The organism is Cryobacterium sp. Y82 (genome assembly GCF_002929495.1).
Lineage (GTDB): Bacteria > Actinomycetota > Actinomycetes > Actinomycetales > Microbacteriaceae > Cryobacterium > Cryobacterium serini.
In genome coordinates this window covers 21,574-47,670 of record NZ_PJJJ01000036.1, presented here as the reverse complement: position 1 = coordinate 47,670, position 26,097 = coordinate 21,574, and the positions used below count along the sequence as shown (strand labels likewise).

General features: G+C 63.4%; 32 protein-coding genes. 23 read left to right on the top strand and 9 right to left on the bottom strand.

Annotated features, from left to right (window positions below; translation table 11 throughout):
* Positions 1 to 90: 90 nt before the first annotated feature.
* From CXY70_RS13765 to CXY70_RS13740, 6 genes are all read left to right on the top strand, one after another.
* A complete protein-coding gene (locus CXY70_RS13765; RefSeq protein ID WP_104192922.1) occupies positions 91 to 1,497 on the top strand; it encodes an MFS transporter in 1,407 nt (468 codons plus the stop codon).
* Positions 1,498 to 1,625: 128 nt separating this feature from the next.
* The gene (locus tag CXY70_RS13760) at positions 1,626 to 2,438 is read left to right on the top strand and encodes a 3-hydroxybutyrate dehydrogenase (protein WP_104192921.1); all 813 of its coding nucleotides are present in this window, start codon (positions 1,626 to 1,628) and stop codon (positions 2,436 to 2,438) included.
* 171 nt (positions 2,439 to 2,609) lie between these two features.
* Positions 2,610 to 3,842: a CpaF family protein gene (locus tag CXY70_RS13755; RefSeq protein ID WP_104192920.1), complete on the top strand. Its 1,233-nt coding sequence runs from the start codon at positions 2,610 to 2,612 to the stop codon at positions 3,840 to 3,842.
* Positions 3,839 to 4,696: a type II secretion system F family protein gene (locus tag CXY70_RS13750; RefSeq protein ID WP_104192919.1), complete on the top strand. Its 858-nt coding sequence runs from the start codon at positions 3,839 to 3,841 to the stop codon at positions 4,694 to 4,696. Before CXY70_RS13755 ends, CXY70_RS13750 begins: the two co-directional genes overlap by 4 nt.
* Before the next feature lie 16 nt (positions 4,697 to 4,712).
* Complete coding sequence (locus CXY70_RS13745; protein WP_104192918.1) at positions 4,713 to 5,582, top strand: type II secretion system F family protein; 870 nt, start codon at positions 4,713 to 4,715, stop codon at positions 5,580 to 5,582.
* Between the two features lie 168 nt (positions 5,583 to 5,750).
* On the top strand, positions 5,751 to 5,981 hold the full coding sequence (locus CXY70_RS13740) for a hypothetical protein (protein WP_146066138.1): 231 nt from the start codon (positions 5,751 to 5,753) through the stop codon (positions 5,979 to 5,981).
* Between the two features lie 186 nt (positions 5,982 to 6,167).
* Here CXY70_RS13740 and CXY70_RS13735 read toward each other — a convergent pair whose 3' ends face one another.
* Positions 6,168 to 7,031 (bottom strand): hypothetical protein, encoded by an 864-nt coding sequence (locus tag CXY70_RS13735; protein ID WP_104192916.1) that lies wholly within the window; start codon positions 7,029 to 7,031, stop codon positions 6,168 to 6,170.
* A 417-nt stretch (positions 7,032 to 7,448) separates the two neighbouring features.
* On the opposite strand from CXY70_RS13735, the gene CXY70_RS13730 reads away from it, so the two are divergent.
* From CXY70_RS13730 to CXY70_RS13700, 8 genes are all read left to right on the top strand, one after another.
* Positions 7,449 to 7,742 carry a hypothetical protein gene (locus CXY70_RS13730; protein ID WP_146066137.1) on the top strand — a complete coding sequence of 98 codons (294 nt, stop codon included), beginning with the start codon at positions 7,449 to 7,451 and terminating at the stop codon, positions 7,740 to 7,742.
* A gap of 183 nt (positions 7,743 to 7,925) precedes the next feature.
* Complete coding sequence (locus CXY70_RS17600; RefSeq protein ID WP_146066136.1) at positions 7,926 to 8,144, top strand: hypothetical protein; 219 nt, start codon at positions 7,926 to 7,928, stop codon at positions 8,142 to 8,144.
* Positions 8,141 to 8,443 (top strand): hypothetical protein, encoded by a 303-nt coding sequence (locus tag CXY70_RS13725; RefSeq protein WP_104192914.1) that lies wholly within the window; start codon positions 8,141 to 8,143, stop codon positions 8,441 to 8,443. Before CXY70_RS17600 ends, CXY70_RS13725 begins: the two co-directional genes overlap by 4 nt.
* Positions 8,440 to 8,790 carry a hypothetical protein gene (locus CXY70_RS13720; RefSeq protein WP_104192913.1) on the top strand — a complete coding sequence of 117 codons (351 nt, stop codon included), beginning with the start codon at positions 8,440 to 8,442 and terminating at the stop codon, positions 8,788 to 8,790. Before CXY70_RS13725 ends, CXY70_RS13720 begins: the two co-directional genes overlap by 4 nt.
* Positions 8,787 to 10,682 (top strand): AAA family ATPase, encoded by a 1,896-nt coding sequence (locus tag CXY70_RS13715; protein ID WP_104192912.1) that lies wholly within the window; start codon positions 8,787 to 8,789, stop codon positions 10,680 to 10,682. Before CXY70_RS13720 ends, CXY70_RS13715 begins: the two co-directional genes overlap by 4 nt.
* Positions 10,683 to 11,193: 511 nt before the next feature.
* Positions 11,194 to 11,766 carry a hypothetical protein gene (locus CXY70_RS13710; RefSeq protein WP_104192911.1) on the top strand — a complete coding sequence of 191 codons (573 nt, stop codon included), beginning with the start codon at positions 11,194 to 11,196 and terminating at the stop codon, positions 11,764 to 11,766.
* A gap of 294 nt (positions 11,767 to 12,060) precedes the next feature.
* Positions 12,061 to 12,294 carry a hypothetical protein gene (locus CXY70_RS13705; RefSeq protein WP_146066135.1) on the top strand — a complete coding sequence of 78 codons (234 nt, stop codon included), beginning with the start codon at positions 12,061 to 12,063 and terminating at the stop codon, positions 12,292 to 12,294.
* A 28-nt stretch (positions 12,295 to 12,322) separates the two neighbouring features.
* On the top strand, positions 12,323 to 12,778 hold the full coding sequence (locus CXY70_RS13700) for a hypothetical protein (protein WP_104192909.1): 456 nt from the start codon (positions 12,323 to 12,325) through the stop codon (positions 12,776 to 12,778).
* Here CXY70_RS13700 and CXY70_RS13695 read toward each other — a convergent pair.
* Together CXY70_RS13695 and CXY70_RS13690 are read right to left on the bottom strand one after the other, a co-directional pair.
* Positions 12,775 to 13,689, bottom strand: a complete 915-nt coding sequence (locus CXY70_RS13695; RefSeq protein WP_199183445.1) for a NotI family restriction endonuclease — start codon at positions 13,687 to 13,689, stop codon at positions 12,775 to 12,777. The genes CXY70_RS13700 and CXY70_RS13695 overlap by 4 nt on opposite strands.
* Positions 13,683 to 14,651, bottom strand: a complete 969-nt coding sequence (locus tag CXY70_RS13690) for a site-specific DNA-methyltransferase (RefSeq protein WP_233205959.1) — start codon at positions 14,649 to 14,651, stop codon at positions 13,683 to 13,685. The genes CXY70_RS13695 and CXY70_RS13690 overlap by 7 nt, the downstream gene beginning before the upstream one ends.
* A gap of 416 nt (positions 14,652 to 15,067) precedes the next feature.
* Between CXY70_RS13690 and CXY70_RS13685 the strand changes: the two genes are divergently transcribed.
* Positions 15,068 to 15,316, top strand: a complete 249-nt coding sequence (locus CXY70_RS13685) for a hypothetical protein (RefSeq protein ID WP_104192907.1) — start codon at positions 15,068 to 15,070, stop codon at positions 15,314 to 15,316.
* On the opposite strand, the gene CXY70_RS13680 is transcribed toward CXY70_RS13685, so the two are convergent.
* Both CXY70_RS13680 and CXY70_RS13675 read right to left on the bottom strand, forming a co-directional pair.
* Positions 15,313 to 15,957 (bottom strand): recombinase family protein, encoded by a 645-nt coding sequence (locus CXY70_RS13680; protein ID WP_104192906.1) that lies wholly within the window; start codon positions 15,955 to 15,957, stop codon positions 15,313 to 15,315. The two genes, CXY70_RS13685 and CXY70_RS13680, sit on opposite strands and share 4 nt — an antisense overlap.
* On the bottom strand, positions 15,954 to 16,136 hold the full coding sequence (locus tag CXY70_RS13675) for a hypothetical protein (protein ID WP_104192905.1): 183 nt from the start codon (positions 16,134 to 16,136) through the stop codon (positions 15,954 to 15,956). Before CXY70_RS13675 ends, CXY70_RS13680 begins: the two co-directional genes overlap by 4 nt.
* 416 nt (positions 16,137 to 16,552) lie before the next feature.
* Between CXY70_RS13675 and CXY70_RS13665 the strand changes: the two genes are divergently transcribed.
* Entirely contained in the window at positions 16,553 to 17,725 is a 1,173-nt protein-coding gene (locus CXY70_RS13665; RefSeq protein WP_146066134.1) for an LPO_1073/Vpar_1526 family protein, read from the top strand.
* A 120-nt stretch (positions 17,726 to 17,845) separates the two neighbouring features.
* On the opposite strand, the gene CXY70_RS13660 is transcribed toward CXY70_RS13665, so the two are convergent.
* A complete protein-coding gene (locus CXY70_RS13660; RefSeq protein WP_104192902.1) occupies positions 17,846 to 19,222 on the bottom strand; it encodes a recombinase family protein in 1,377 nt (458 codons plus the stop codon).
* A gap of 148 nt (positions 19,223 to 19,370) precedes the next feature.
* Here CXY70_RS13660 and CXY70_RS18045 point away from each other — a divergent pair, with 148 nt between their 5' ends.
* The 6 genes from CXY70_RS18045 (at position 19,371) to CXY70_RS13635 (ending at position 22,348) form a co-directional block, all read left to right on the top strand.
* Positions 19,371 to 19,547, top strand: coding sequence for a hypothetical protein (locus tag CXY70_RS18045; protein ID WP_166786111.1), 177 nt, complete (start codon positions 19,371 to 19,373; stop codon positions 19,545 to 19,547).
* 9 nt (positions 19,548 to 19,556) lie between these two features.
* Positions 19,557 to 19,988, top strand: coding sequence for a TadE/TadG family type IV pilus assembly protein (locus tag CXY70_RS13655; RefSeq protein ID WP_233205940.1), 432 nt, complete (start codon positions 19,557 to 19,559; stop codon positions 19,986 to 19,988).
* A gap of 46 nt (positions 19,989 to 20,034) precedes the next feature.
* Positions 20,035 to 20,421: a hypothetical protein gene (locus tag CXY70_RS13650; RefSeq protein WP_233205939.1), complete on the top strand. Its 387-nt coding sequence runs from the start codon at positions 20,035 to 20,037 to the stop codon at positions 20,419 to 20,421.
* Positions 20,418 to 20,864 carry a pilus assembly protein TadG-related protein gene (locus CXY70_RS13645; RefSeq protein WP_104192900.1) on the top strand — a complete coding sequence of 149 codons (447 nt, stop codon included), beginning with the start codon at positions 20,418 to 20,420 and terminating at the stop codon, positions 20,862 to 20,864. The genes CXY70_RS13650 and CXY70_RS13645 overlap by 4 nt, the downstream gene beginning before the upstream one ends.
* 199 nt (positions 20,865 to 21,063) lie before the next feature.
* The gene (locus tag CXY70_RS13640) at positions 21,064 to 21,378 is read left to right on the top strand and encodes a hypothetical protein (RefSeq protein WP_104192899.1); all 315 of its coding nucleotides are present in this window, start codon (positions 21,064 to 21,066) and stop codon (positions 21,376 to 21,378) included.
* 10 nt (positions 21,379 to 21,388) lie between these two features.
* Positions 21,389 to 22,348 (top strand): DMT family transporter, encoded by a 960-nt coding sequence (locus CXY70_RS13635; RefSeq protein ID WP_233205938.1) that lies wholly within the window; start codon positions 21,389 to 21,391, stop codon positions 22,346 to 22,348.
* A gap of 50 nt (positions 22,349 to 22,398) precedes the next feature.
* Here CXY70_RS13635 and CXY70_RS13630 read toward each other — a convergent pair whose 3' ends face one another.
* The 3 genes from CXY70_RS13630 to CXY70_RS13620 form a co-directional block, all read right to left on the bottom strand.
* Positions 22,399 to 23,055, bottom strand: coding sequence for a pentapeptide repeat-containing protein (locus CXY70_RS13630; protein WP_158250985.1), 657 nt, complete (start codon positions 23,053 to 23,055; stop codon positions 22,399 to 22,401).
* Position 23,056: 1 nt separating this feature from the next.
* Positions 23,057 to 23,494 (bottom strand): nitroreductase family deazaflavin-dependent oxidoreductase, encoded by a 438-nt coding sequence (locus tag CXY70_RS13625; RefSeq protein WP_104192896.1) that lies wholly within the window; start codon positions 23,492 to 23,494, stop codon positions 23,057 to 23,059.
* 68 nt (positions 23,495 to 23,562) lie between these two features.
* On the bottom strand, positions 23,563 to 24,849 hold the full coding sequence (locus tag CXY70_RS13620; RefSeq protein ID WP_104192895.1) for an MFS transporter: 1,287 nt from the start codon (positions 24,847 to 24,849) through the stop codon (positions 23,563 to 23,565).
* A gap of 96 nt (positions 24,850 to 24,945) precedes the next feature.
* Between CXY70_RS13620 and prfB the strand changes: the two genes are divergently transcribed.
* On the top strand, positions 24,946 to 26,058 hold the full coding sequence (gene prfB / locus CXY70_RS13615; RefSeq protein ID WP_104192894.1) for a peptide chain release factor 2: 1,113 nt from the start codon (positions 24,946 to 24,948) through the stop codon (positions 26,056 to 26,058).
* Positions 26,059 to 26,097 lie beyond the last annotated feature (39 nt).

Below are 26,097 nucleotides of genomic sequence, written 5' to 3'. Positions count from 1 at the left end.
GTTAGGTCGTGATTCTGTTACGGCGACCACAAACGTCCCGCATCATCGGACCGCAACTACGTGTCATCGAGGACACAAAGGAGACAGACAATGAGTGTCAATCAACGCGTTGGGGCTGCCGGTTCCGGCAAGGCTACGCGCAACGCCGGCAGCGAAACCGAGAAATCCGGCCTCAAGAAAATCGTTGCCGCCTCCATGGTCGGCACGGTCGTGGAGTGGTACGAGTTCTTCCTCTACGCGACCGCCGCGAGCCTGGTCTTCGGTACGGTCTTCTTTCCGAACGCCGGCAGTGAGCTTGACGGCATCATCGCAGCCTTCCTCACCTATGCGGTCGGCTTCATCGCCCGGCCGCTGGGCGGCATCGTGTTCGGTCAGATCGGTGACAAGCTCGGCCGCAAGCACACGCTACAGGTGACCATCATCATGGTTGGTGCCGCCACTTTCCTGATGGGATGCCTGCCCGGCTTCGACACCATCGGCTACTGGGCGCCGGCCCTGCTCGTGGCACTGCGCTTCATTCAGGGATTCGCCGTGGGTGGCGAATGGGGCGGCGCCGTTCTGCTCGTCGCCGAGCACAGCCCGAACCAGTCCCGAGGCTTCTGGTCAAGCTGGCCGCAGGCCGCCGTGCCGGTGGGCAACCTGCTCGCCACCCTGGTGCTGCTCACCATGACGTGGATCCTTCCGCCCGAACAGTTCCTTAGCTGGGGCTGGCGCGTGGCCTTCTGGCTCTCCGCGATCATCGTCGTCATCGGCTACTACATTCGCACCCATGTCAGTGAAGCCCCGATCTTTCTCGAGGCCCGCGCGCAGGTTGAAGCCGAGAAGGCCGTCAACTACGGCGTGCTCGAGGTCGTACGCAGGTACCCCAAGGGCATCCTTGGAGCCATGGGCCTGCGGTTCGCCGAAAACATTTTGTACTACATCATCGTGAGCTTCACGATCGTCTATCTGAAGACCGTGCACGAATACGACACCGGCCAGCTGTTGATCGCCCTGCTCATCGCACACGTCGTACACTTCATCGTCATTCCCCAGGTCGGTCGTCTCTCCGACCGCCTGGGCCGTAAGCCCGTCTACCTGGCCGGCGCTGTGCTCGGTGCTTCCTGGGCGTTCTTCGCCTTCCCCCTGTTCGACACCCTCAACCCCGTGCTGATCATTCTGGCCGTCACGGTCGGGCTGTGCTTCCACGCCCTGATGTATGCGGGCCAACCCGCCATCATGAGCGAAATGTTCCCGACGCGGATGCGCTACTCCGGGGTGTCCCTCGGCTACCAGGTCACCTCGATCCTGGCCGGATCGATGGCGCCGATCATCGCCTCTGCGCTATTGCAGCGATACAACAGTTGGGTTCCCGTCGCGATCTACATCATGATCGCGTGCGCCATCACGGTGATCGCCGTGGTTACGCTCAAGGAGACCAGGGGAGCGTCGCTGCGCGAGGTCGACGCTGTCGACGCCCGCAAGCACGGGCTTGAGCCCGTCGGTACCGGCGACTGATCCGGCGCAAGCGACTGGTCGGCAAGCGACTGGGTCGGCAAGCGACTGGGTCAGGGAGGTGAGGCGCCGGTGGTGCCTCGCCTCCCACCGACCTGCCCGTGCAGTGATTGTGCAACCAAAGGAACATCATGAGTGATCTCACCCACGGCGGCAGCAACGCCGCCCCCGTTCGCACCAGTGCAGAGCCCCTCGCCGGGCGTCGCGCCGTCGTCACCGGCGGTGCGAGCGGAATTGGCGCCGCCGTCGTTCGGGCACTTGCCGCCCGCGGCGCGCATGTCGTCGTCGCCGACATTGACACGGCGGGTGCCACCGCGCTCGCCGAGGAGGTCGGCGGGTCGGTCTGGACCGTTAACCTTATGGATGCCGCTGCCCTCACCGATGATGCGCTCGCGTCCGCGCTCACGGGGGTCGACATCCTGGTCAACAATGCTGGAATCCAGCGCATCAACCCCATCCAGGACTTCAAGCCGGCCGACTTCCACAACATCCTCACCCTCATGCTGGAGGCGCCGTTCCTGCTGATTCGAGCAGTATTACCGCAGATGTATGCAGCGAAGTTCGGGCGCATCATCAATGTGTCATCGGTGCACGGCATTCGGGCGTCGCCGTTCAAGAGCGCCTATGTGTCGGCCAAGCACGGACTCGAAGGGCTGTCCAAGGTGACCGCGCTCGAGGGCGGCGAGCACGGAGTCACCAGCAATTGCGTTGCTCCCGGCTATGTGCGCACGCCGCTGGTTGAGAAACAGATCACCGACCAGGCACTCGTGCACGGCATTCCGGAGTCGGAGGTGCTGAGCACGATCATGCTCACCGAGAGCGCAATCAAACGCCTGGTTGAACCGGCCGAGGTCGGCTCGCTCGTGGCCTGGCTCGCCTCCGACGCCGCCGCCATGGTCACCGGGTCCAGCTACACAATGGATGGCGGCTGGTCGGCGCGATAACGCTGGGTCGCTGCGCTGGGCGGCTGCCCTAGTCAGAAGCGGCGGGTCGGGATGAATGTTCGCAATGGATGCCCGGCATCCGTTGCGATCATTTTTGCTGTTCAGAAAAGTAAAAAACAAGCCCTGTGGACAACTTAGGCGAAGAATCAGAAATCGGGCCATCATTCGGGGATGACCGAAGCCGTTCGTATCATTACAGAGCAGGTTCGACTGCGGGTGCGCCGCGAAGGCGTTGACCTCGCGGCCAACAACGTATTGGTGGAGCAGTACGTGTGCGACGAACTGCGTCGCTACAGCGAGCGGGCGCTCGGAGGGCTCGCGCCGATGATCGCCGATGAACACCAGGCCGCCCGCGAGGTCGTGGCCGCGCTCACTGGGTTTGGCGTGCTGCAGCCGTTTCTCGACGATCCGGAGATCGAAGAAATCTGGATCAATGGCCCGGCCCGAGTGTTCGTAGCACGAGACGGGGTGCCCGAGTTGACCCCACTGTTGCTCGCAGAGCAAGACGTGCGTGATCTGGTCGAGCGGATGTTGCAGGCCTCCGGTCGCCGCGTCGACCTCTCGTCGCCGTTCGTCGACGCGTCGCTGCCCGACGGTTCACGCCTGCACGTGGTGATTCCGGATATTACGCGCAAACACTGGGCGGTGAACATTCGCAAGTTCACCCGGCGAATCCGCGACCTCAACCAGCTGGTCGGGCTCGGCGCGCTCACCCAGCAGGCAGCCGATTTTCTTCGGATCTGCGTGCTGGGCGGGCAGAATATTCTGGTCTCCGGCGCCACCCAGACCGGTAAAACGACGATGCTGAACGCCCTGCTCTCGTCGACCCGGCCGGGCGAACGCATCGTGACCGTAGAGGAGACCTTCGAACTCGACCTGTCGGCTCGTGATGTGGTCGCGATGCAGTGCCGGCAGCCGAGCCTGGAGGGCACAGGGGAGATCACCCTGCGGCGGCTGATCAAGGAGTCGTTACGGATGCGGCCCGACCGGCTCGTGGTCGGCGAGGTACGCGAGGCAGAAAGTCTCGATCTGCTCATCGCCCTGAACAGTGGGCTACCCGGCATGTGTTCCATTCACGCCAACAGCGCCAGGGATGCGCTCGCGAAACTCTCAACTCTGCCGCTGTTGGCCGGCCGTAACATTGACTCCTCGTTCGTGCTGCCAACCGTGGCGGGCTGCATCGACATCGTGGTGCACTGCGAGATCGATCGCCACGGCCGGAGGCGGGTCACCGAAATCATCGCCCCGAGCGGCCAGTTGGCGGGCTCGACCATCGAGGCGAGCCCTCTCTTCCTCTCTCCGCATGGCCACCTCGAGCCGACCGGTTCGCATCCCACCAAGCTCGCCAAGTTTCGCGCAGCTGGCGTCGACCCGGCGGCGGTATTGCGGCAGGGAGCCGCATGACTCTCGTACTGGGGTGCCTGCTCGGGAGCGGTCTCGTATTGGTTCTCGCGCCGTCACTGTGGCCGGCCGGGGCCACGCCCCAGCGGGCCAGAATGGGGGAACGAATGCGGGCGCGCCTGGTTCAAAGCGGGCTGCGGGCCGTTCCGGTTCCGGCGTTCCTGGCTCTGTCGGCGATTGTGGGTGTGGCATCCGCTGCCCTGGTGCACGGAATCTTCGCGGTGCTCGCGCTCAGCGCTGTCGCCGGTTTGGGTGGACTAGTGCTGCCCTGGTCGATTGTGTCGTGGCGGGCGGCGGCCCGGCGCCGGGCTAATCGCACGGTGTGGCCCGACGTCGTCGACCATCTGGTCTCGGCGCTTCGCTCCGGGCTGGCGTTGCCAGACAGCGTGAGCAGCCTCGCCCAGGCCGGTCCGGTCGCGACCCGCATCGCCTTCGCCCAATTCGAGCGTGAATATCGCGCGACCGGCAATTTCAGCTACTGCGTTGAAGAACTCAAACGTTCCCTCGCCGACCCGGTTGCCGACCGCATTCTCGAGACGTTGCGGATGGCTCGCGAAGTTGGCGGCAGCGACCTCACGGTCGTACTGCGCAGCCTCGCGGCCTGGCTGCGTCAGGATGCCGCGGTGCGGCTCGAAGTGGAAGCCCGCCAGTCGTGGGTCGTGAATGCTGCCCGACTGGGCGTTGCGGCACCGTGGATCATTCTCATTCTGCTCGCCTCCCGCCCCGAAGCGGCCATCGCCTACAACTCGCCGGCCGGTATCGTTGTGATCGCGAGCGGACTTGCCCTGTCGGTCATCGCCTATCGAGTGATGATTGCTCTCGGTCGACTTCCGGAGGAACGCCGATGGTTCGCTTAATCGGCGGGTGTCGCCGATGAGCGCCGCCCTCGGCTGGGCCGTGTTGTGCGGGACGGGTCTCGGGGTGGGGTTGTGGTCGCTCGTGAGCCTGACGCCGCGGCTGACCGGGCCCCGCCTGATCGACCGCGTGGTGCCCTACATTCTTGATATTTCTCCGGAAGCGCGTCGCATCGTCGCCCGGCAAACGGTGAACCCGATTCCTGTGCTGGGAACCCTATTCGCGCCGCTGTTCGGCGCGCTCACACGGGGTTTATCGAGTCTTCTCGGCGGCAGCGAGACCATTGCGCGCCGACTGCATCAGTCCGGGTCGACGAAGACGGTGGAGGAGTTTCGCTCCGTGCAGCTCGTTTGGGCGTTGCTGGCCTTTGCCGCGGGAACGGTGATCACCATCGTTGCCCTGCCCGAGCTGTTACTGCCTGCCCGTCTGGTCGTGCCCTTCGTGGCCGCGGTCGGGGGCGCCGGACTGCGGGACTGGCTGCTCCACCGGGCCGCCACCGCACGACTGGCTCGTATGCGCAGCGAACTGCCGACCGTTCTTGAATTCCTCACCCTGTCGCTGTCGGCGGGAGAAGGCATTCTGGATTCGATTCGACGGGTGTCGCTCACCAGCACGGGGGAGCTATCTCACGAATTCGCGGGTGTGGTCGCCGACGTTCATACCGGGATTCCCATTGGTTCGGCATTGCAATCGCTGTCGCGCAGCATCCAGTTGCCGGAGGTGACCCGGTTTGTCGAGCAGGTCACCGGCGCCCTGGACCGTGGATCGCCGCTGGCCGAGGTGCTGCGCGCGCAGGCGCAGGATTCCCGCGACCAGACCAAGCGCACGCTGCTCGAGTTGGCAGGAAAGAAAGAAGTCGCGATGCTCGTGCCCCGCACAATTGCGTAACGGTACCTTCATAAGGTTGCCGCGGCAGGCGCTTGCGTCGGGCCGTAGATGTCTGGCATAATATCCGTGGCATCAGCAATTCACGCTCATCAGGAGGCAATCCACACCATCGCTCGCTAATCCAGGAAACGACAATCGTTTCTTTGGTGTGCTTGAGCGGAGATGGTGATGATCGAACTGATCGGTGCTGCAGCGGGACCCCTGTCAGTGGCATCCCTGATGGCTTTCATCGCCGTTGCTGCCAAGGTGACCGGCCTTAAGGGGATCATCGCCCTCTGGTCGGCGCATCTGGAGATGCGGGCCACGGCTCGCACAATGCGGACGGAAGGGGCTTCCGACAAGCAGGTAGTTCAGTTCCTGGCCGATCACGCTGCGACTCGAGCGGGCCGAGCACCGTGAGGTTCCATGTCGCGCAGGCGAGCCGACCCAATTGAAGATGGCAATATGACCTTTGGGTCACGGTATCTGACTCTTGATCAGTGGGTTCTGGGTTGGCTGCAATTTCGTTCAGCGATTTGGACGTCGATGCCCGGACGCGTTTTACATCCACGGCCCTACCCTGGAATCCCTGACGGCGAAGCGCCGTTAGGCAGCCGGCTCACGGACTATCACGCCTGACGAGAACCACTGCACGAGTATTGAAGCCAGCTGCACGTGCCCGTGCGCTTCCATCACGGACGGCGCAACGCCGCCATGTCGATCAACTTGCGCGATGATGAGCGTTTCCAGCATCCCCACGAGCACCGCCTTGTGATCGGGGTGGCCGTCATCGCGGTTCGGAAAGGCGAGCGTCCAACCAGACTGATCTTTGATGGTCTGAGTCATCATCCCGAGACGAACTTTCTTCGCGGTCGGAGTTACCACGGGATGCGCTGCCGCCTCAACAGCCTTGATGGCCTCAGTCATAGCGAGACTCGTATTCGGGGTCAACGCGTATGCCTCGTTCCATGCCTTCCCCAAGTGCTGACCGGCGAGGGCAGGAGCGGACTGCCTACTGGCCTCCGCAAGCTCCTCTACTCCCTCCGTTGCACGGCGTCTCAGTCGGTATGCGCCATCCTGAAGGGCGATTTCGGCCGCCGACGCGGCACTGTCGAAATGCCACTTCAACGTCTCTGCTTCGTTCGGCGTAGTGCCCCATTGATCAGTCTCGAACCCCGACAGGAAGTAGTCGATCACTCGTGCAATGAACTGATTGCCTTTTTGCGTGATCGCACGAACCATGTCGTCTGCAGCGATGAATCGACTTTGCAAGCGGAAATCGACCTGCAGGGCGCTCTGAAGTGCGTGTACTCGGTTCATATCTACATTGCCGTATGGGCCGCTTGGGTGGAGCTGACGGCGTATCCACGCCATTGCGGGGGCCTGCAAAGATGCCGGTAGTAACTCGCGGATCAGCGAGCGTTCCTCGTGCTCATTATCGTCCGTATCCCAGGGCCGCCATACGCTCATGTGAGACAGCCTAGAGGAGGCGAACGATGGCAGCCGGTGGGGCACTCCGTCCCCGCAGCAATGGCAAGCGACGCAGCGGTGTGCCGCAGTCCCTTCGGCGTGAGGTCAAGCGGGTATCGTCGCTGTTCTTTCGCCTCGCAGGAGATGGAAATCGGAAAAATTGCCCCCGCAAAATTGCGAAAAGGTACCTTGACTCACAGAGCCTGAGTGCGCAGGTCGTGGGGCGGCCCCCGGCTAGCGTGCCCTGCGGGGCGTCGGTGGGAGCGGCTCTGAGCTCTCGCTGAGCGAGCCGGAGTAGCACTCCGCGCCCACCCACTAGGCCCTGCAGTGCACTGTGGCAGAGAGGCCCTGAGAGGCGACACGCCGTGCGGGGAGGGCGTTTGGCCCCACTCGTAGCGGGGAGGTATAATAGCGTATATGGCATCCGCAGTCAAGTCCCAAGGTGTGCTGGTCGCTTGCCCAGGTGGCGAGGCGCACAAGCGGGTGGTCAGGCTGCGTCGGTACGAGTGGTCAGACACCGAAGGTGCGTTCGTACGCGTCGATGGTCAAGACGACGAATGGTTCCTGCGCAAGAGCGAGAATGGCGTCGAGCAGTACCCGCGTCCCAGCTTCGAGTGCCCGAAGTGCAAGAAGCCAGCGTTCTACGAGCACGACAATTTCCAGGCAATGCTCCAACGCGCCGCTATGGGCGACGGGGTCATCTTCATCTAGGCTTGCAGCACGTACAGCTGAACAGCACGAGCTGGTGGTCGGCTCGGTAAACATTATGGCCTCGGTACATGGCGTAAAGCCGGTGGGAGCCGCACTAGAGGCGGACATACAACCCCGGTGCCTAGACCAACCGGTCGAGCTTCTTAGCGGGAGTTTCTTTTCATCCCGCGAAAGAGACTCCCGTTGTCTACCTCCGAATCCCCGTCCCGCGCCAAGGCGCAGTCCGACATCATGGTCGGGCGGCGAATCCATGACCCCGAGCGAGAAGCCAAAGGTCGCCGTGACCTGGCTGAAGCCAAGATTCAAGCCGCTATCGAGCGCGCGGTAGCCGCTGCACCACCTTTGACTCCTGCCCAGATCAAGCGCCTGTCAGGCCTCCTGCGGACGGGTGGCCAGAAATGAGCCGCAGCGGCATCTTCATCAATCACGACGGGTCGACCGAAGCCTGGGACGGTGACAACTACGTCCCGCTGGGTTCGATGCAGGGCGATCCTTCCCGCCTGCCCCAGCGCACCGTCACGGCGTTCCCGCCGCCTCCCGAGCTCTACATGGTGGTCGAGGAGTACCCGGCACTCACCCTTGATGAGTTCATCAGCGTGGCTGAGGACCAGCGCGAGCAGGAGGCCCGGAAGCGTGCCTTCCACAAGCTGCTGGGCAAGGCCGCGAAGCTGGCCGCGCGTAAGCCCGAGGCGACGTCATGAGCGGCGCGCTGCTGTACCCGAGCAAGACGGGGCTGTCGAAGTTTGAGGCTGAGGAAGTGCGCGACCACGGGCCTAGCCCGAAGTGGTTCAAGCCGTGGGCGCAGCACGTAGTTCTGTTCCTGGGTGTCACCGCTGAGCCCTATGGACTTATCCACATACACGGTGACCAGAGCGATGTGTCCACTTGGGGTGACCAGGACGGCCTGAGCCGGGGACTCGACGCCCTGTACCGCGCACACTCCAACTGTGACGGCTGCCAGGGCGTGCTCTACTTCGCGCTCGATGAGCCGACCCGCTTCCGCGTGGTGCTCGAGCCTGACGACGAGGACGAGGAGGCCGGCGAATGAGCAACCTCGACACAGCGCTGAGCCTTGCCCGTGCAGGCTTCTATGTGTTCCCGATGACTCCCGATGGCCGGTTTCTACAGGGGTTCGGCTGGGACAGGGGCGCATCGCGATCCGTGAAGCAGATCCGTGAGTGGTGGGCTGATAACCCACGGCAGCGCATCGGCATACATACCGGGCGGTCGGGCCTTGTGGTCGTGGACCTGGATCGCAAGAACGGCAAGGACGGTTTCGCGAGCCTGAAAGCGGCTGGCCTCGACCTCCCACGCACGTTCAATTACACGAGCCGCAGCGGCAACGGCGAACACCACCTATACCGGGCACCAGCGGGCGAACAGCTCACCATCGACCGTGACCTCAACGGCATGCCCGGAGTCGATATCCGTAGCGGCATCGGCCTAATCGTCTACAACGGGCCGACGCTGACCAAGAAGCCCCGGCTGGCACCGGCTCCTGAGTGGGCGCTTGTCCACAAGAAGGACGGCTGGGACTACGACATGGCCGACCTGGAAGCGTGGCTCGACAGCGCGGGCAGCGCCACCGACCCGAAGCAGAAGCTCGCCGCCGACAGGGCGCACCGAAAGGCCACCATCTTCCCCGAGGAAGGCATCAGCGAGCCGGAGCTGCTCAACTGGGTCACCCCGCTCGTGTCGGGGCTGACGTGGGGCGGAGGTCGCCGGGAGGCGTTCGAGGCGGCGCGGGCACGGTACACCAGCGACTACCCCGACCCGAGGTACCTCGTCGGGTTCGACAGGGCGTGGGCAAAGGCCATCACGCGAGTGCAGGACGACCAGCAGAAGGATGGGGCGAAAGCGCCCACCCGGCAGGCCAAGCGCACGGGGGAGGACAACGGCCGGGAGCTTGTACTGCTGGACCTCAACGACGTCGAGGAAGAGCCCATCTACTGGGCGCTCGAAGACGTGTTCCCGCTCGGCACGCTCTCGATCATGTCGGGCACAGCTGACGTCGGTAAGAGCACGCTGCTAGCGACCTGGGCCAAGCAGATCATGGAGGGCACCGCAGAGGGCGACCTCGACGGACCGACCACGGTGCTGACCGCCGTAGGTGAAGACGACCTGGGGCGGGTGCTCAAGCCGCGCATGCGGGCTGCTGGTGCCGACTTGTCGTCCGGGCGCTTCAAGGTCATAACAGTCACTAGCGAGGGGCGCGATACAGGGCTGCAAATTCAGGAAGACCTCGACGCTATCCGGCAGGCGGTGATCAGTTCTGGGGCGCGCGTGGTGATCCTCGACCCGGTCATTTCGTACGTCGGCGGCGACCCGAACAAGCCCAAGGACGTGCGCACCGCTATGGACCCGGTTCGCGACCTGGCCACCGAGCTCAACATCTCGATCATCTGCATCCTCCACCACAGGAAGGGGGCGGGCACCGCAGCCGAGAAGCTGTCTGGCGCTCACGCATGGAGGGACATCGCCCGGTCCCACATCTTCGTGGTGAAGGACGAAGAGACCAGCATGCGCTACGCCACCGTGGAGAAGGGCAACTACACCGGGGCGCGGCTGTCGTTCTCCTTCGAGACGGAGGAAGTGGTCTACCCGAACCCCACAGGCAAGGGGAAGCCCATCAAGACCGCGCGCGTGGTGAACCTGCAACGGTCCACAGTGACGGCCCACGACGTGATGGCCAAGCAGACCGGGTTGGTCAGCAGCAACGGCGAGCTGAGGCAGGCCATAGTCCACTACATCGACAGTCAGCGCGTGACGCTGTCGCCTTCCGAGGTCGCCGAGGCCCTGGGCGAAGACGTGCGAAACGTGAAGGTCTACCTTGACCGCGCGTGCAAGTCGGGGCAAATCACCAAGTCGGGACGAGGCGCGTATCACTCGCTCGCCGGTGTTGACCTCCGCGCTGAGCGCGCCAAGAAGGGGGAGAAGTGATGCCCCGGCGCACCGCAGCCACAAAGGTAACACCGGCTCGCGTAGGCCCGTGGGGTGTTACCTATGTTGCCTTGGCCCCTAGCGAAAGTAACAGAGGTAACACAGGTAACTCTCTAGCCCTTTACGCGCGAGGTGTTACCTTCCCGGCCGCTGAACAGGTGTCACAGCTGTGTGGACATCCCACGCCTGACGCAGGAGGGCCGCGCCATGGCCAGTAACGCCGAAGCTGCTTGGGATGCCCTGAACGCTGCACTGGAGGACGTAACGCCACCGTGTAGCGGCCTGCCTCTGTTCACCGCAGATTCTCGGACCGACGAGCAACGGGCCGAGTGCGAGTCAATCTGCGCTGCTGATCTGTGTGATGCATACGCCGCGGCAGCCGCGGACTCCGGCTTCTGGGCAGGAGCCGAACGTTCACCGAAACGACGCGCCGCACAGAACCGCCAGCCCTAACCATCGACCCCCGCGTCGGGCGGTTCCACCCGGCACCCATCAACAGAAAGGCAACACCATGAGCAAGACCACCGCCGCATCCGTCGAGCGCGACCTCAACTCAGCACTCTTCGGCTACAAGGACAGCGCCGCCGCCATCAAGGCAGCGCACGCGTCCGCTCGCAAGGAGATCCAGGACGACCCGATGACCAGCGACCTCGCCAAGCGCGAGAAGCTGGCAGACCTCAGCACGCAGACCAGGATCAAGCTCGACGGCATCAAGGCCGAGCAGCAGTCGTACATCAGCGGCCTGCGCGACAAGATCGAGCGGGAGTTCCGTGGAAACCAGCCGACCGACGCGGCCAGCGTGGTCAGCCGCCGTGACGCTGCCGACCGCGCCAGGAGGCTCACGGACAGGCAGGAGGCCATGGAAGTGCTGAACGACGCGATCGCCAACGGTGATGCCGACCTGGCCCACGCCATCGGCAACCGTGCCCGCAACACCGCGATGATCGACGTGGCCGAGGCCTATCAGGCCGCGTTCCCCACGACGGCCGAGTCCGCCGAAGCGCTGTCCTACGTCGAGGCCAACACCAGCGGGGCCGCATTCAACATGAGCAACAGCATCACGTTCTCGGCACCCCTCGAATGACCCCCTGACTGGGCGCGGACTTCACTCCTTTCGCCGCGTCCCGCTGGGCGTGCTTGCCCAGCACCCAGAGGCTCCCTTGCACTGCGCGGGGGAGCCTCCGGCGTATGTGGGGGCCACTCCGCGCCACAAGGACGCTCACGGGAGGCTGAGCGGCTGTCAGAGAAGGACAGCACCACGCCCGGCAGCTTCCCCGTCACCTCGCCTGTGAACAGAAGGTGAAGCCCAGCGCCGACAGAATATGAGGATTACTTGCGGGAAGGGTCCCGTTCTGGCAATCTCGCCTCCACAGTGCAGATGGTGCAGATGGTGCAGATGGTGCAGATGGTGCAGAAGACGAACAAGCGGCTCCAGTTCCTGCGGAGCGAACTCGTCGGAGATGTCTCGGGCTGGGTACTCATCACGTTGATGCCGCCGGCCCAGACATTACCCACTTCTGAGTCGTTCATCCAAGGAATGCCGTTGGCGGTTTTGCCGCACGGGAGCCGCTGGAAGCTGTGCGTCAGCCTCTCGCGCCAGATGGTCGGGTGAGGATTGTCGGAAGTGGTTAACTAGCGGAATGACGTGGTTTGTATGCAGCATCTCGCCGAGCGAGCCGCGCAACTGGGCATTATGCAAAGAGCACGGCCTCTGGGGCTACACGCGAGGGATGCCCTCCGCCGGTCCGGGCGACAGGCTTCTCTTCTGGATGGGGAAAAAGGGCTATGTCGGATTCGGCCGAGTAACCGAACCTGCCCGAGTGCCCGCCGGGCGATTCGAGGCGCCGTGGTCTGGAGGGACAAGTCGGTTTACGGCGATCGTGCCGATGATTGTCTGGTTCGAGGTCAAGAAGCCTCTGTGGTACCCCTTCGTCAACAACGTCCAGACCGAGACAGGCTTGAACACGGGTCACTTTCAGCGAGGAATGGCCTTGGTTCCCGACGACATTGCGCTCACGCTGAGCTCTCGACTAGTCGAGCGAGCGCTTGCCGAGAGCGAAGAAGCGAGAGAAGGAGACCCCGCGCTGGCCGTTTAGTCGTCGAAGTCAGAAGCGGCCGAACCGAAAGCGTCGGCAACGGTCGCGGTGGGCGCTGCGCCGACCGGCTGGAAACGAGTCAAATCTGAGATGCGAGCTTGTAGCGCCGCCACGATTGCGTCGAGTTCGACCCGCGATTCAGCCTGCATGCCAAGGCTCTGGGATACGCCATCAGCGTCGGTACTAATGCGCTCAACGAGCGTGAGCTTCAGCGCGGCCGAGTCATCTCCGACGCCATAAGCGTGAAACTGGACAGAGTCAGTGAGGCTCGCGGGCTTGTGAGTGTGCTCGAACCGGAACTCGCCCTTCATGTAATTAAGAAGCCGGTCCTCGACAACGAGCACGAGCTTCCGGTTGAGGGCCTCGAAAGTTTCCGCCTTGTGGTGCATCTGCACGAGGATCGTCTTCGAGGTCATCTTCCAATTCATTGCGTAGGACTTATCCTCGATGATCTGATCGGCCTCGGTGATTCCGAAGTCGTTCAAGAGCCTCTGTCTGGCGGGCCAGACGGTTCCGGTTGTGTCGAGAGTTTGGAGCTCGATTCCAACGAAGTCGACGACCTTGCCCGCCTTCACTGAGATCAAGAAAAAGTCGACCGAGCCTCCGGGGATGCCCACCTCGGGCACGAGGTGAAGCTCGTTCCCGGGCTCGTGCAAGGTCAGCAGGTGAAGGCAGTCAGTAAAGATCTGACCGCCCTCGACCAGTCGCGCGGGACAAATCATGATCGGCTTCGGTTCCGGACGGCCAAATGACACGGTGCAGCTACCGATTGACTTCCCAGAGTCCGACTTTCGGACCTTGTAGCAAACCTTGTCCAGGAAAGGGCAGTGTTGATCGGCGACGATCTGATTCCAGTCGACGTCGGTCCGCTCGGTGTTGACACCGAACAGCTCAACGATTTGCTTCACCATAGGTCACTCAACCGCTCGGCGGAGAAGTCTAGATATGAGCTGGAAATGTCTATGCCGACAGACCGCCGTCCGAGGACGGAAGCAGCGACGAGGGTGGTTCCGGTCCCCGCGAAAGGGTCGAGCACGATTCCGTCCGGAGGGCAAGTGGCCAGGATCGGAATCCGGCAAAGGTCAATCGGATACGCAGCGAAGTGTTCCCCGCCTCGCGATTGAGTGTCTTCGGGGATAATGTCCCAGACATCGGAAGGTTTGCTCCCGTGAGGGTGATAACGAAGGAAATAGAACCCCTTGTCGTTGAGCTCTTTCGCTCGGCCTGAAACCTTTGCCTGATCGGAATGCGTGCTTCTCTGTTGCCCTCGTATGACCATCCGGAAGTCGGAGTATTCGCCGTCCGTGACTTGCTTCAGCATTCGTTCGAGAGCGGCTGTTGCAGCAGCGCGCTCCTCGTCCGATAGCGCCGTGGAAAGTTCCAGTTGGCGGCGATACTTGACACCGGAAACGCCGGTGGCAGAAACGACCTTGCCATTCACGACTTTGCTCGACCTCGGAGCCGATCGAATGGGTGCGAGGTCGTAATAATACTTGGACGACTTCACTAGGTGAAAGAGAAGTTCATGAGTGTTCGCGAGACGGTCGGACGCCGTATCCATACCACCCTTGAGCTTGTTCCACACGACCTCGTTACGAAGAATCCAGCCCTGCTCGTCGATAAGTCGGATGGCCACTCGCCAGGGAACTCCCGCGAGCCCCTTTTTGTGATAGGTGTCGCCGAGATTCAGCCAGAACGACCCCGTCGGCTTGAGAACGCGCTTCACTTCCGCGACTATTGCCACCAGGTTGTCGATGAACTCGGCCGCGGACGACTCCAAGCCGATTCCATCTGAGTCGTACTGGCGCTGGCCCCAGTAAGGCGGAGACGTCATCATCATGTCGACGCTGTTGGCCGGGAGCGACGCGAGCACCTTCAATGCGTCTCCTTGCAGGAGGAGCGCTGAGGACTTCGTCTGTCCGCTGAGGTCTTCGAAGTGCGTTGACCAATTCTCGCTAGCGGAGGTGATTGAAGGACGCTCGTCGCCTGAGGCAGATTCGGGCCAGGGAGAAAGGGGCGCGAGAGTCATGATTCAACCATAGGCCGTCGCGGTGACAGAGCGGGGCGAACGCGCCAGCCGTCGACACTCCAGAACGATGCGGTCCGGGTCGTATCCGGTGTGTCCTTTCGTCGTGGAGCGAAGCGTGATCCCCGAGAAGGCATCCTCCAGCATCGAGCGCCGAGTCGACTCCGAAGATGCGAGCCCCACAAGCGACGAGGGTAGCGGCGACTAGTCTTCGGCACTCTTATCACGTTGCCCGCCAGCCCTCGGGGTGGCAGCATCAACGGATGGGCATCTTCGACTCCTTCGCACGCGCGTTCCGCCCGTCCGACGAGCAACTCGCAGCGCAGTACGAGGCATTGCGACTTCGCTACGTATCGGCCAAGGACTCAAACAAGGCAACGAGGCTCCAGACCTCGTTGCATGGTCTGAACAACGAGATGGTTCGCCATGCGAACAAGGCCTACGTTCGCGATAACCCGAACGCGACGACCAGGCACCGCGAGCATGGCTGGTACCTCAACAACGATGACTAGGAGGCGGTGAGACGAGCCTGCGCCTTGCACACGTTGCTGGGCAACCACGTCTCGCCGGTCGCCGTTGCGAAGCCTTCGGCGTTGAGCAGCACAGCCGTAGCGGCGAGCGTGTGTTGGGCTCGAAGCGCGAGAAGACGGTGACCGGTGCTCTCAGGGAGAGCGGATACGCGGCCCATGTGCCGCCCGGCTCGCTTCGCGGCCTGCATGGCCGCAGACGTCCGCTCACCGATCACACGGCGCTCCCACTGGGCGACGCTCATCATGACGTTGGCGACCAGCTCCCCTGTCGGCGTGGAGGTGTCCACACCTAGGTCAATCGCGACGAGCGCCCACTTCCGGGTGCGGGCGAGATCTAGCACGCCTGCGAAGTCCACGACGCTGCGGCTCAGGCGGTCGAGCTTGGCGACGACGATGCCGTCCACGTCACGGCGCTTCGGGATGACGTGCAGCCGGGCCAGTGCGGCCTGCAACTGCGGGCGGTCCAGAGACTTAGCCGAGAGACCCTCGTCCATGTACCAAATCACCTCCCAGCCGTGCGCGTCGGCGTAGCGTGTGATCGTGTCGCGCTGTGCCTCTAAGCCGAGGCCGCTGTGCGCCTGCTCCTCCGTGGACACCCGCAGGTAGCCGATCACTGTGGTCATCGGTTCACTGCCTCCGGGCAGCCCCGCTTGCAGGCATTGCGGGCGGCGGTCTTGGTCGGGAACCCGCCAAACGTGATGTTGCACAGTTGGACCTCGCCTTCCACCTCGTACTCGCAGCGGGCGGTGTACCCACCCTGGCGGGGCACGGTGGTGATGTGGTGTCGTGTCATCGTGGGCATGTTCAGGTCCTCCTCGTCATTCGAACAAACGTTCGAATGAAGTTGAACTATGCCTCAAGGGGACCCTTATGGCCAAATCTGCGATCAGGCCGGCGAGACCGTGCGCCCTGTCGAACTGGCAGATGTCCACTTATGGCGGCTCGCAGTTCTCAGCAGCCCACCAGCCCCGCCCCTGCGTGGTCTCGGCAGGGTCTCGCTGGCTGTCGCCTGAGACGACCACCTGCTCGCCAGCAGGGCCGGGAACGTCCCACTCCGCATTAGCTTGCCGAGGGGCGGATCTGTCGGCGGTAGTCGCTATCGTGATGCAAGGGCGAAAGTCGCCGGGGGAGTGAGGAATTCGTGGACTGGTTTTTTGACGGGCTGGGCACCATGCTCATCGGTCTGCTTCTGGGGGGTGCTGCGGGCAGCACGATCACATGGCGTACCATGTCGCGGCGTTCGACGGTGAAGCAGAAGCAGCACGCTGGCAACAATGCAAATCAGGTGCAGGTCGGTCGCGATGGGGGGGGCAAAGCGCGATGATGGCTGGCGAGCAAAGCCAGAAGGGCGGTCAGGGCTCTAACCAGATGCAGATCGCAGGTGATTACATCGTCAACGTGGGTATCACCGAGGAGCGCGCACAGGAGATTTCCCTCGTCACGGCCAGGCGTGTGGTCGAGGAGTTCGCGGTCGAGTCGCACCAAATACTTGAAGCTCGGGTCCAAGAACTCGACCAGCGCGTAATCAAAAACTTGTCGGATGCTGACGCGCTCGATTCATTCGCGGACCCCGCTTTCATACGCTCCTACAGAAAAGCCCAAGAGGGCGCCGCATCTAGCGAGCGTTCGTCTGACTATGACATGCTGGCGGCGTTGTTGACCGATCGGGCAAAGAGCCCGCGCGAGCGCCCGCGCATCGTAGGGATCGACGGCGCAATCGACATTGTGGATCGCGTGGACGCCGAGGCGCTGCGGGCTCTGACTGTTTGCAATGCGATGGCGCAATGGATCCCGCAGGGGTCCTTAGTCGCTCAGGGCCTTCAGCTCTTCGAATCGATCTTCGCGTCCCTGATTGACGGGCCTCTGCCCATCGGTGCAGATTGGCTAGACCATCTGGACGCGCTCAGCGCCGTCCGCCGCAACTCCTTCGGCGAGATGAAAACGATGGAGCAGTTCTATGGCGAGCAACTCATTGGCTACATTGCTCCGGGCGTCGCTGCCGAGGCGCTATCCCAGTTCGTCGGCGGTGACCTTCTGGAGGAACCCTGGCCGTTCTTGATTCTCCCCCACGAGTTGAAGGAAGGGTTCTTCCGGATCGGAGTTACGGATGCCAATGCGCTCGAGAAGAATCTTCGAAACGTTGGCAAGCCGGACGCCTACGTTCAGACAGTGATGAGCCGGGCGGCGTCGGAATTCGGTCTAGGTCAGCAGGACGACGCAGCGCGAGCCGAATTGATGACTCGGATTAGAGCGCTCCCGAACTTCGGCCTTTTCGCTGAATGGTGGGATCGGAACGCCAAGAACGGGCACCACATCACACCAATTGGAAGAGCACTCGCCCGAGCTAATGCGTTCCGCCTCGACACCGGACACCGGCTCCCGCGCGAGTGACGCCGATCGAGGTGGCGGGTACTGGCAGATTGCCCGTCCGGTGGAAGTCTCGTCGCCAAGCCCAAAGCAGATCTGGGAAGGCGAGGAAGTCTCGGAGGGCGAACTAGTCAAAGACCGGTGTTAACTCCTCCAGGTAATGCGCACTGTGTCCGGGTCGAACGCCCTGCCACTACCGCTCGGGAGGATCGTGACCGTGACCAGCGACGTGAGCACGGCACGCTTACTGTCCATGCTCAGTGCGGCCCATGCCTTGGCAGCCTGCTCGCTCATCAACGTGGCGGGTACGGCAGCAGGCAGCGCGGCTTCAATGGCAGTGGCAGCCTGAGTACGGTCGGCCCGCAGTCGCTCGGTGATGCGCGTCAACTGACCGCCGTCGATGTCGCCCGTGGCGAACATGTCCGCAGCGTTGGACAATCTGGCGTCTAGCGCCTCGATCGTGTCGCGTGCCTCTTGCAGGGCCACCGGGTCGCCCGTGGCGAACAACTGCGCAGCGTCGGGCATCTGTAACCGGCCCACCACGATGCCCTCCACCAGCGCGTCCACGTCAGTCTGCTTGCGGCGCACGCGGTAGCACTCGCTACACACGTAGCTCGGCGGCTGGCGCTTGGTCCCGCCTGTCTTGGTGGTCGTCATCCTGCCGATAGCCCGCGCCATGACACCGTTGCACCGGCCACATCGGGCAACGCCACTGAGCAGGTACTTGGGTGCCCTGCCGGGCTTGCCTGAGCGTCGCCTTGGGTCAGTGAGCAGGGCCTTGATCCGCTCGTGCGTGTCCTCGTCGATCACACGAGGGGAGTCGGCGTGAGCACGGCCCAGCACCTGCCCCCTGTGGACGGTCAACCCAGCCAGGCTAGGCCGTAGCAGTAACTGCTTAAGCGTCGTACTGTTCCAGCGTGCGCCTCGGCCGGGGGTTGGAGCCTGCCGAGCGTCCAGGTCCTTGCAGACCGCCCGCAACGATTCACCGTCGAGCACACGCGCCACCGCCGACCGAATAGTCGTGGCCTCCTCTGGGTGCAGCACAGCGGTAGTGCCCTCGCGCCGGTAGCCATAGCCCATCCGACCAGAGTGGACACCACTGACAGCCCGCTGCACGTTGGCGGCGACCTGTCGTGTGGCCTTCTGTTCACCCTCGTACTGGCTCCACGCTGCCACGGTGCGGGCTACGGCACGCCCTGCCGGGGTGGTCAGATCAAGGGTGCCTGCCGTCACGGTGTACACGGGCACGTTGAGCTCGATGACCCGCTCAAGATCTTTGGTGAGGCGCAGCAGCCGGTCCTGATGCCAAGCGATGATGGCCTCTGGCTGAGCCTTGAGCATGGCCTCGAAGTCCGGCCGTACCTTGCCCGTGGTGGCGCTGATGTCGTTGTCCGTATACGTGTGGACAACTGTCAGGCCAAGGCGCTCAGCTAGCGCGCGGCACTCCTGCTCTTGGCGGGCGACGGCTAGGGCCTCGCCTGTGCGGTCGAGGCTGACGCGGGTATATATGACGCAATCCATAAAGGTACCTTATTGCAATGTTGGTGCCGCTGGTCTTTCTCATTCTTCCGATGACTGTTCTGTTCGCTGTTTTTCCCGGACTCGTCGTGCTCCAGGCCGGGTTCTGACGCTCCACTGCACCATCCACTCCACGAGAAAAGAGAATGACATGACCCGAATCATGCTCCGCTTCAATAGCCTGCTCCGCGATGAAACAGGAGACGTGCCCGGCTGGGTGCTGATAACCCTGATGACGGCAGGCTTAGTTTTGATCATCTGGGGACTCGCCGGCCCGGCGCTCAGCGGGGTGTTCCAGCAGGCCATGGATCGCGTGAGCAGTTTCTGACCGTTCGACATGCCCAAATTCGGTAAGCGGATGCGGCGCTTCGCCTCGCAACGCCCCACCACGTTGCGAGACGAGGTGGGTTCCGCCGTGGCCGAATTTGTCATGGTGGTGTCATTGCTGAGCTTTCTGACGCTTATGGTCATGCAGCTGGCCCTCGCGCTGCACATTCGCAACACAATACTTGATGCCGCGGCTGAGGGTGCCCGCTACGCCGCGCTCGCCGACAGCAGTCTGCCCGCGGGCGCCCAACGCACCCGCGATTTGATCACGACAGCTATCGGAGCGACCTATGCCACCGATGTCGTTGTGCAGTACGGAGTGAGTGCCGGGTATGCCACCGTCGAAGTTCGGGTGGTCGCGCCGCTGCCGCTGATGGGCTTGCTCGGTGCCCCGCGCGGATTGGACGTGGTCGCTCATGCTGCGGTCGAATCGTTGCAGTAGATGGTCGGAGGCGGGTTCGGCTTCGCTCGAATTCATCACGGCGGGCATGATCCTGCTGGTGCCCCTGGTCTATTTGGTGCTCGCGCTGTCCGCCCTGCAGGGCGGAGCGCTGGCCGTCGAGGGAGCCGCGCGGCAGGCCGCGCGAGTCTACGTTCAGGCCCCCGACGAGGGCACAGCGACGGCGCGGGCCCATCGAGCCGTTGCCTTCGCGCTTTCGGATTACGGACTCGACCCGGGCGACGCTGAAGTGCAGATCGAGTGCGCTGGCGGAACCAGTGGCTGTTTGACCAGCCACGGGCTCGTGACGATCACCGTGCGAATCGGCATTGCGCTGCCGCTGGTGCCCGACGTGCTCGCACTGAACCAGAGCGCGAGCGTACCGATGACCGCGACGTCGACGCAGATGGTGTCCCGATTCGGCGGCCTTGGATGACCGGGCGCCGGTCGTGCGCGTCGAACGAAGATGGTTCGACCCTGTTGCTCACAATTTTCTATGGCTTTCTGGCACTGAGCCTCGTACTGGTGGCCCTGTCAGCGACGTCGCTCTACCTCGAACACAAGCGGCTGCTCAGCCTCGCCGACGGTGCAGCGTTGGCCGGGTCTGAGGCGTTCACCCTCGACGCGGTGCAGGTCGGTGTGGTCGGGCCACGGCCGCAGCTGAGATCGGGCGACGTGTCGGCGGCGGTCGGTGAATATCTGCGCCTCGTTCCGCACGACTCATTCGAGGCGCTCACCGTGACGAGCGCGGCATCCGCTGACGGGCAGAGCGCGTCGGTGACGCTGCGATCGTGGTGGCGCCCACCCGTGCTGACCCCCGTGGTGCCCGACGGGGTACCACTGGAGGTGACGGCGGTGTCCCGGGCGGTGTTTCATTAGATTGGGCGCACAAAGTCGCACTGGTAATTTCAGGATAGAAGCGTACGCTACACAGACACGTAGTCGACATGAAGCCTCCTACCTCGTAGGGGGCTTCAGGTTTTGTACCGCAGTCGACACCGTGCCAGCCCCGGTCCCCGGTTGGTAGTGCCGACGATCTTGAGTCGTCGTTCATCCGGGCAGGTCGCCGCCGGTTGACGTGGCCCAACTCGGCGGCCTGCACACCGAGATCGGCTGGGAAATCATGGATGCATTACTGGACGAACACGTCGTGGACGAGCTCGACTTCGATGCACTCCTCCCTTGCGAGGGCGTGCACCACGACCGCGGACTCAGCGGACACGACCCGGCCGAATCGGGAGGGTACATGGTGATTTCACCGTGCTGCGGCCCCAAAGTGATCCAGTGTGCGTCGCGGGTCGACGCTATGCGCGTATCCGGCGTGCTCTACTGCGGGTCGTGCCGGCACGAGCACCTCACGAGCGAATACCAGTTCATTCCCCTGCAGCTGTAGACGGCGGCTCGTGCCCGCATTTTCGAAAGCGGATGCCGCGAGCGGTACTGTCGGTAGGTGCCCCGATGGCGCCGACAGGAGCAGTGTGCGTACCAGGCGGGACAAACTGAGCGGTGCCGGGGCTCAGCTCGCCACTGAGGTCAGCATCAATTTTGGCTCGTCACTGGCCGGACTACTCATTCCCGTCGTCGGTTCGCCCATCGTGGTCGCGGTCCGCCAGATCGTCATGGTCGTCGTCGTGCTGCCGCTCGCCCGGCCCAAGTTGAAAAACCTGACCTGGGCCCGAATCTGGCCGGCGCTGGCCCTTGGCGTCGTGCTTGCCGTCATGAACCTCACCTTTTACCAGGCCGTCAGCATCCTCGGACTCGGCATCGCGGCGACGATTGAATTTCTCGGGCCCTTCGCCCTGGCTTTGATCACAAGCCGCCGCATCCTGGACTTCGTGTGCGCTGCGGCCGCTGCCGGAGGAGTCTTTCTCCTGACCTGGTCGGACGGCACTCTCGACGTGTTCGGAATTGTGCTGGCGCTTACGGCAGCGGCCTCGTGGTTTTGCTACATTCTGCTGACCCGCCGGGTGGCGACCGAATTCGCCGGACTCGAAGGCATCTCAGTCGCGAGCATGGTGAGCCTGGTGATCGTGGTACCGATCGCCCTGTTCACCCTCGATCTGTCGGCCTTCACCTGGGGCGTCGTTGGACTGCTCCTGCTCGTGGGCGTGGTCTCCTCGGCCTTTCCGTACACGCTCGACACCTACATTTTGCGTCGGATCAGCCCGCGCCTGTACGCGATCATCACCAGCTTCGGCCCGGTGATCGCTGCTGGTTTCGGCGCGCTCGTGCTGGGCGAGACCTTCACACTGCTGCAGCAGATCGCCATCGTCGTCGTCTGCGTGGCGGCCGGCGCAGCGATCGCGACCCAGCGCGACCGGCCAATCTACGACCTCGAACTGACCGCGACCGCCATTCCTTAGAGCTGATGAATCTGCGGGGCAGGGCCGTGGCATCCACTCATGAAACGGCGCTACTCGACGCGCAGGCCGAGGTGCGCGGCCAATAACGGTGCCAACAGGCTCAGCTGGGCGTCGTCGATCGTCGCGCCGCGCAGTCCCTCGAGGCCGTGCACGGCTGAGAAATCACTCGAGCGCAGGTCGACGTCTTTGAGCTTGGCGCCGCCGATCTCCAGTATGCCGATGCGGCAGTTCTGCAGCTCGAGTCGCTGCACGGTGGCGCTGCCAAGGTCGAGTTCTTCGATGATGCAGTTACTGAGGAGCACGTCGGTCAAGGTGGCGTTGCGCAGATTCACGAAATCGAGCTTCGAGCCGTCGATGTGCACGGAACGCATCGTCGCCTCGTAGGCCTCGACCGAGCCGAGCCGGGCGTGCTCGATGCGTACGTCCCGCCAGCTGGAGCGCGGCGCGCTGAACACCGGTGCGTGGAGGTCGGTCGCGAGGCACTCCGAAAAGGATGCCCCGCGCAGTGTGGTCTCGTGCAGGGACACCTTGCTAAATTCGCACCCCTCGAAGGTGATCCCGGTGAGGTCGCGGCCATCCAGGTCGATGCCGGTGTACCGCTCGGCTTCGCGAGCGTCGCCGGAACGCAACAGCACGCCATCGTCGCCAGCGAGGTCGGGCAGGATGATGCGGTCGATCGACGCCTTGCGGGTGCTTGCTTTCGCCACCTTATTCGATGGGTTCGAGCACGAAGACGGGAATCTCGCGCTCGGTCTTGACCTGGTAGTCGGCGTAGTCGGGGAATGCTGCCACGGCACGCTTCCACCAGGCAGCCTTTTCGTCGCCGGTGACTTCGCGGGCGCGCATGTCCCACTTCTTTGTGGCGTCTTGCAGTTCAACCTCGGGGTGCGCTACGACATTGGCATACCAAACCGGGTTCTTGGGGCTGCCGCCAAGCGAAGCGACGACGGCGTACTGGCCGTTGTGTTCGACGCGCATCAGCGGTGCCTTGCGGAGCTTGCCGCTTTTCACACCGACGGTGGTCAGCACGATCACGGGCATGCCGCGCAGGGTCGTTCCCTCCGTGCCGCCGGACTTCTCGATCTGGTCGACCTGGTCGCGCACCCATTGGGCGGTGCTTGGTTCGTATTCTCCGATGAGGGGCATACTCGGAGGCAACGCCTGAGCCGCTGGGAACATTCCACCCGGCCGGCATCGGCGAGTCGTACGTGTGGTTAGAGCTGGCGGGGGCGGTGCGGGGCGTACCGGGGAAGATAACGTCGCAGCAGAACAGCACCGCACAGGCCGATGACCCCCATGAGTCCGCTCGCGACCGAGAGGGAGGCCAAGGCAGTGATGCCCGCAACGGCCAGCGGGGCGGCGGCGCTGCCAAAGTCGGCCGTGAACCGCCAGGCGCCGAGGAACGGTGCGGGATTCGGGCGGGGAGCCAGATCGGCACCGAGGGTCATGAGCAGGCCGCTGCCGATCCCATTGGCCAGCGACAGAAACATGGCCACGCCGATGAACCATTCCACGTTGCTCGGCAGGTCGTGCGTAAACGCGAGCGCCAGATGACCGGCGCCGAGCCCGATCATTGACGGCAGGGCGCTCCAGATGCGACCGAATCTGTCCATGATCTGGCCGCTGGCATAAAACAGGGCGAAGTCGATGCCACCGGCGATGCCGATGATGAGCGCTGTGTCGGGGGCGCTGATGCCGATGCTGACCGCCCAGAGCGGGAGCATGACCGTGCGGGTGGCTCGCATCGCACCGATCAGGCCAGCGCCGGTGCCGAGCCGCAGCAGAACTCCGCGGTGACTCCAAATGGTTTGGAACAGACCCTGAACGGGCACGGCCGGCCGCGCGGTTCCGGTGCTGCTGATTGCTCCCGTGGTCGTGTCGGTGGCGTCGAATACAGTTTTACCAGTGGAGGGAACGGCAAATGTTTTCGATGGGTCTGGCAACAACAGCAGCAGCACTGAGGCACCGACGCAACAGACGATGAACACCCAAAACACGACCTGGGTGCCGCCGGTCAGATGGATCAGTCCCGCCGAGAGAAACGGGCCCACAAACCAGCCGGCCCGAAACACACCGCCGAGAGTAGACAGCGCGCGGGCCCGGTAGACCAGTGGCACGTAATTGGTCATGAAGGCGTGCCGGGCGAGAGCGAAGATTGCCGTGGCGAGGCCCACCAGAAAAATACCGAGGCCGAGTACGAGCGGGTTGGGTGCGAGAATGCACACGATCACGGCACCGATAGTCAAAGCGGATGCCCCGATCATCGCATTGCGCTCCCCGATGCGCGAGACAATCCAGCCGCTGGGAACATCACCGACGAGTTCGCCGAGCATGACCATTGCCGCGATGACGCCCGCGATGGCGAGGGACGCTCCGAGGTCGCTCGCAACCACCGGAATCAGGGGGATGATGGCGCCCTCACCGATCGAAAAGAGCAGCGTCGGCAGAAACGCCACCAGGGCGACCGAGCGCAGGCTAAAGGGGCGCTCGTCGTTGCTCATCGCTTCGATGCTACCCCGGTGCACTCGCTCCGCGATTTCCCGCGTGCTTGCCGTGCCCGCCCCACCGCAGACTTCGCCCGGTAGGCTGGACAGAACATGATTGACTTGGATTTCTCAGTACAGATCGCCGCGCTGCGGACCACGTTCGGCGACATCCGTTCGGTGATCGACATTGATCGACTGCGCGCGGACATCGACGACCTCAGCGGCGAGGCCGGAATGCCCGATTTATGGGACGACACCGAGCACGCGCAGAAGGTGACCAGCGACCTCAGCCACCGGCAGGCGCAACTGGCGCGCATCGAGAGCATCACGACGCGGCTCGACGATCTTGAGACTCTCGTGGAGATGGCCAACGATGGCCAGGGTGACCAGGAACTGGCCGACGAGGCCACCGTCGAACTCGCCAGCCTGCAGAAACTGCTCGGCGAGCTCGAGGTGCAGACCCTGCTAAACGGCGAATTCGACGAGCGTAACGCCGTGATCACCATTCGTGCCGGTGCCGGGGGAGTGGACGCGGCCGACTTCGCCGAGATGCTGCTGCGCATGTATCTGCGTTATGCGGAACAGCACGACTACCGCACCACAGTGCTCGACATCAGCTACGCCGAAGAGGCCGGCATCAAGAGCGCCACCTTCGAGGTCGACGCCGCCTACGCCTTTGGCACGCTCAGCGTCGAGGCCGGCACACACCGCCTGGTGCGCATGAGCCCGTTCAACTCGGCCGGCAAACGCCAGACCTCGTTCGCCGCGGTCGAGGTGGTGCCCTTGATCGAACAGACCGAGTCGATCGAGGTTCCCGACGGCGACATTCGAGTCGACGTGTTCCGTTCCAGCGGCCCCGGCGGCCAGTCTGTCAACACCACCGATTCGGCCGTGCGCATCACCCACCTGCCCACCGGCACCGTGGTGAGCTGCCAGAACGAGAAAAGCCAGATTCAAAACCGCGCGGCCGCCATGCGCGTATTGCAGTCGCGACTGTTGGTGCTGGAGCGCGAGAAGGAAGCAGCCACCAAGAAAGAACTCGCCGGCAACATCACGGCAAGCTGGGGTGACCAGATGCGCAGCTACGTGCTCGCGCCCTACCAAATGGTCAAGGACCTGCGCACCGAGTATGAGGTGAACAACCCCAGCAACGTGTTCGACGGCGACCTCGACGGATTCATCTCGGCCGGCATCCGCTGGCGCAAGAAGGCACCCGAAGACTAAAGGCTTGCTGGGGCTTGGGCCCCGCGGGTATGTCGCTAT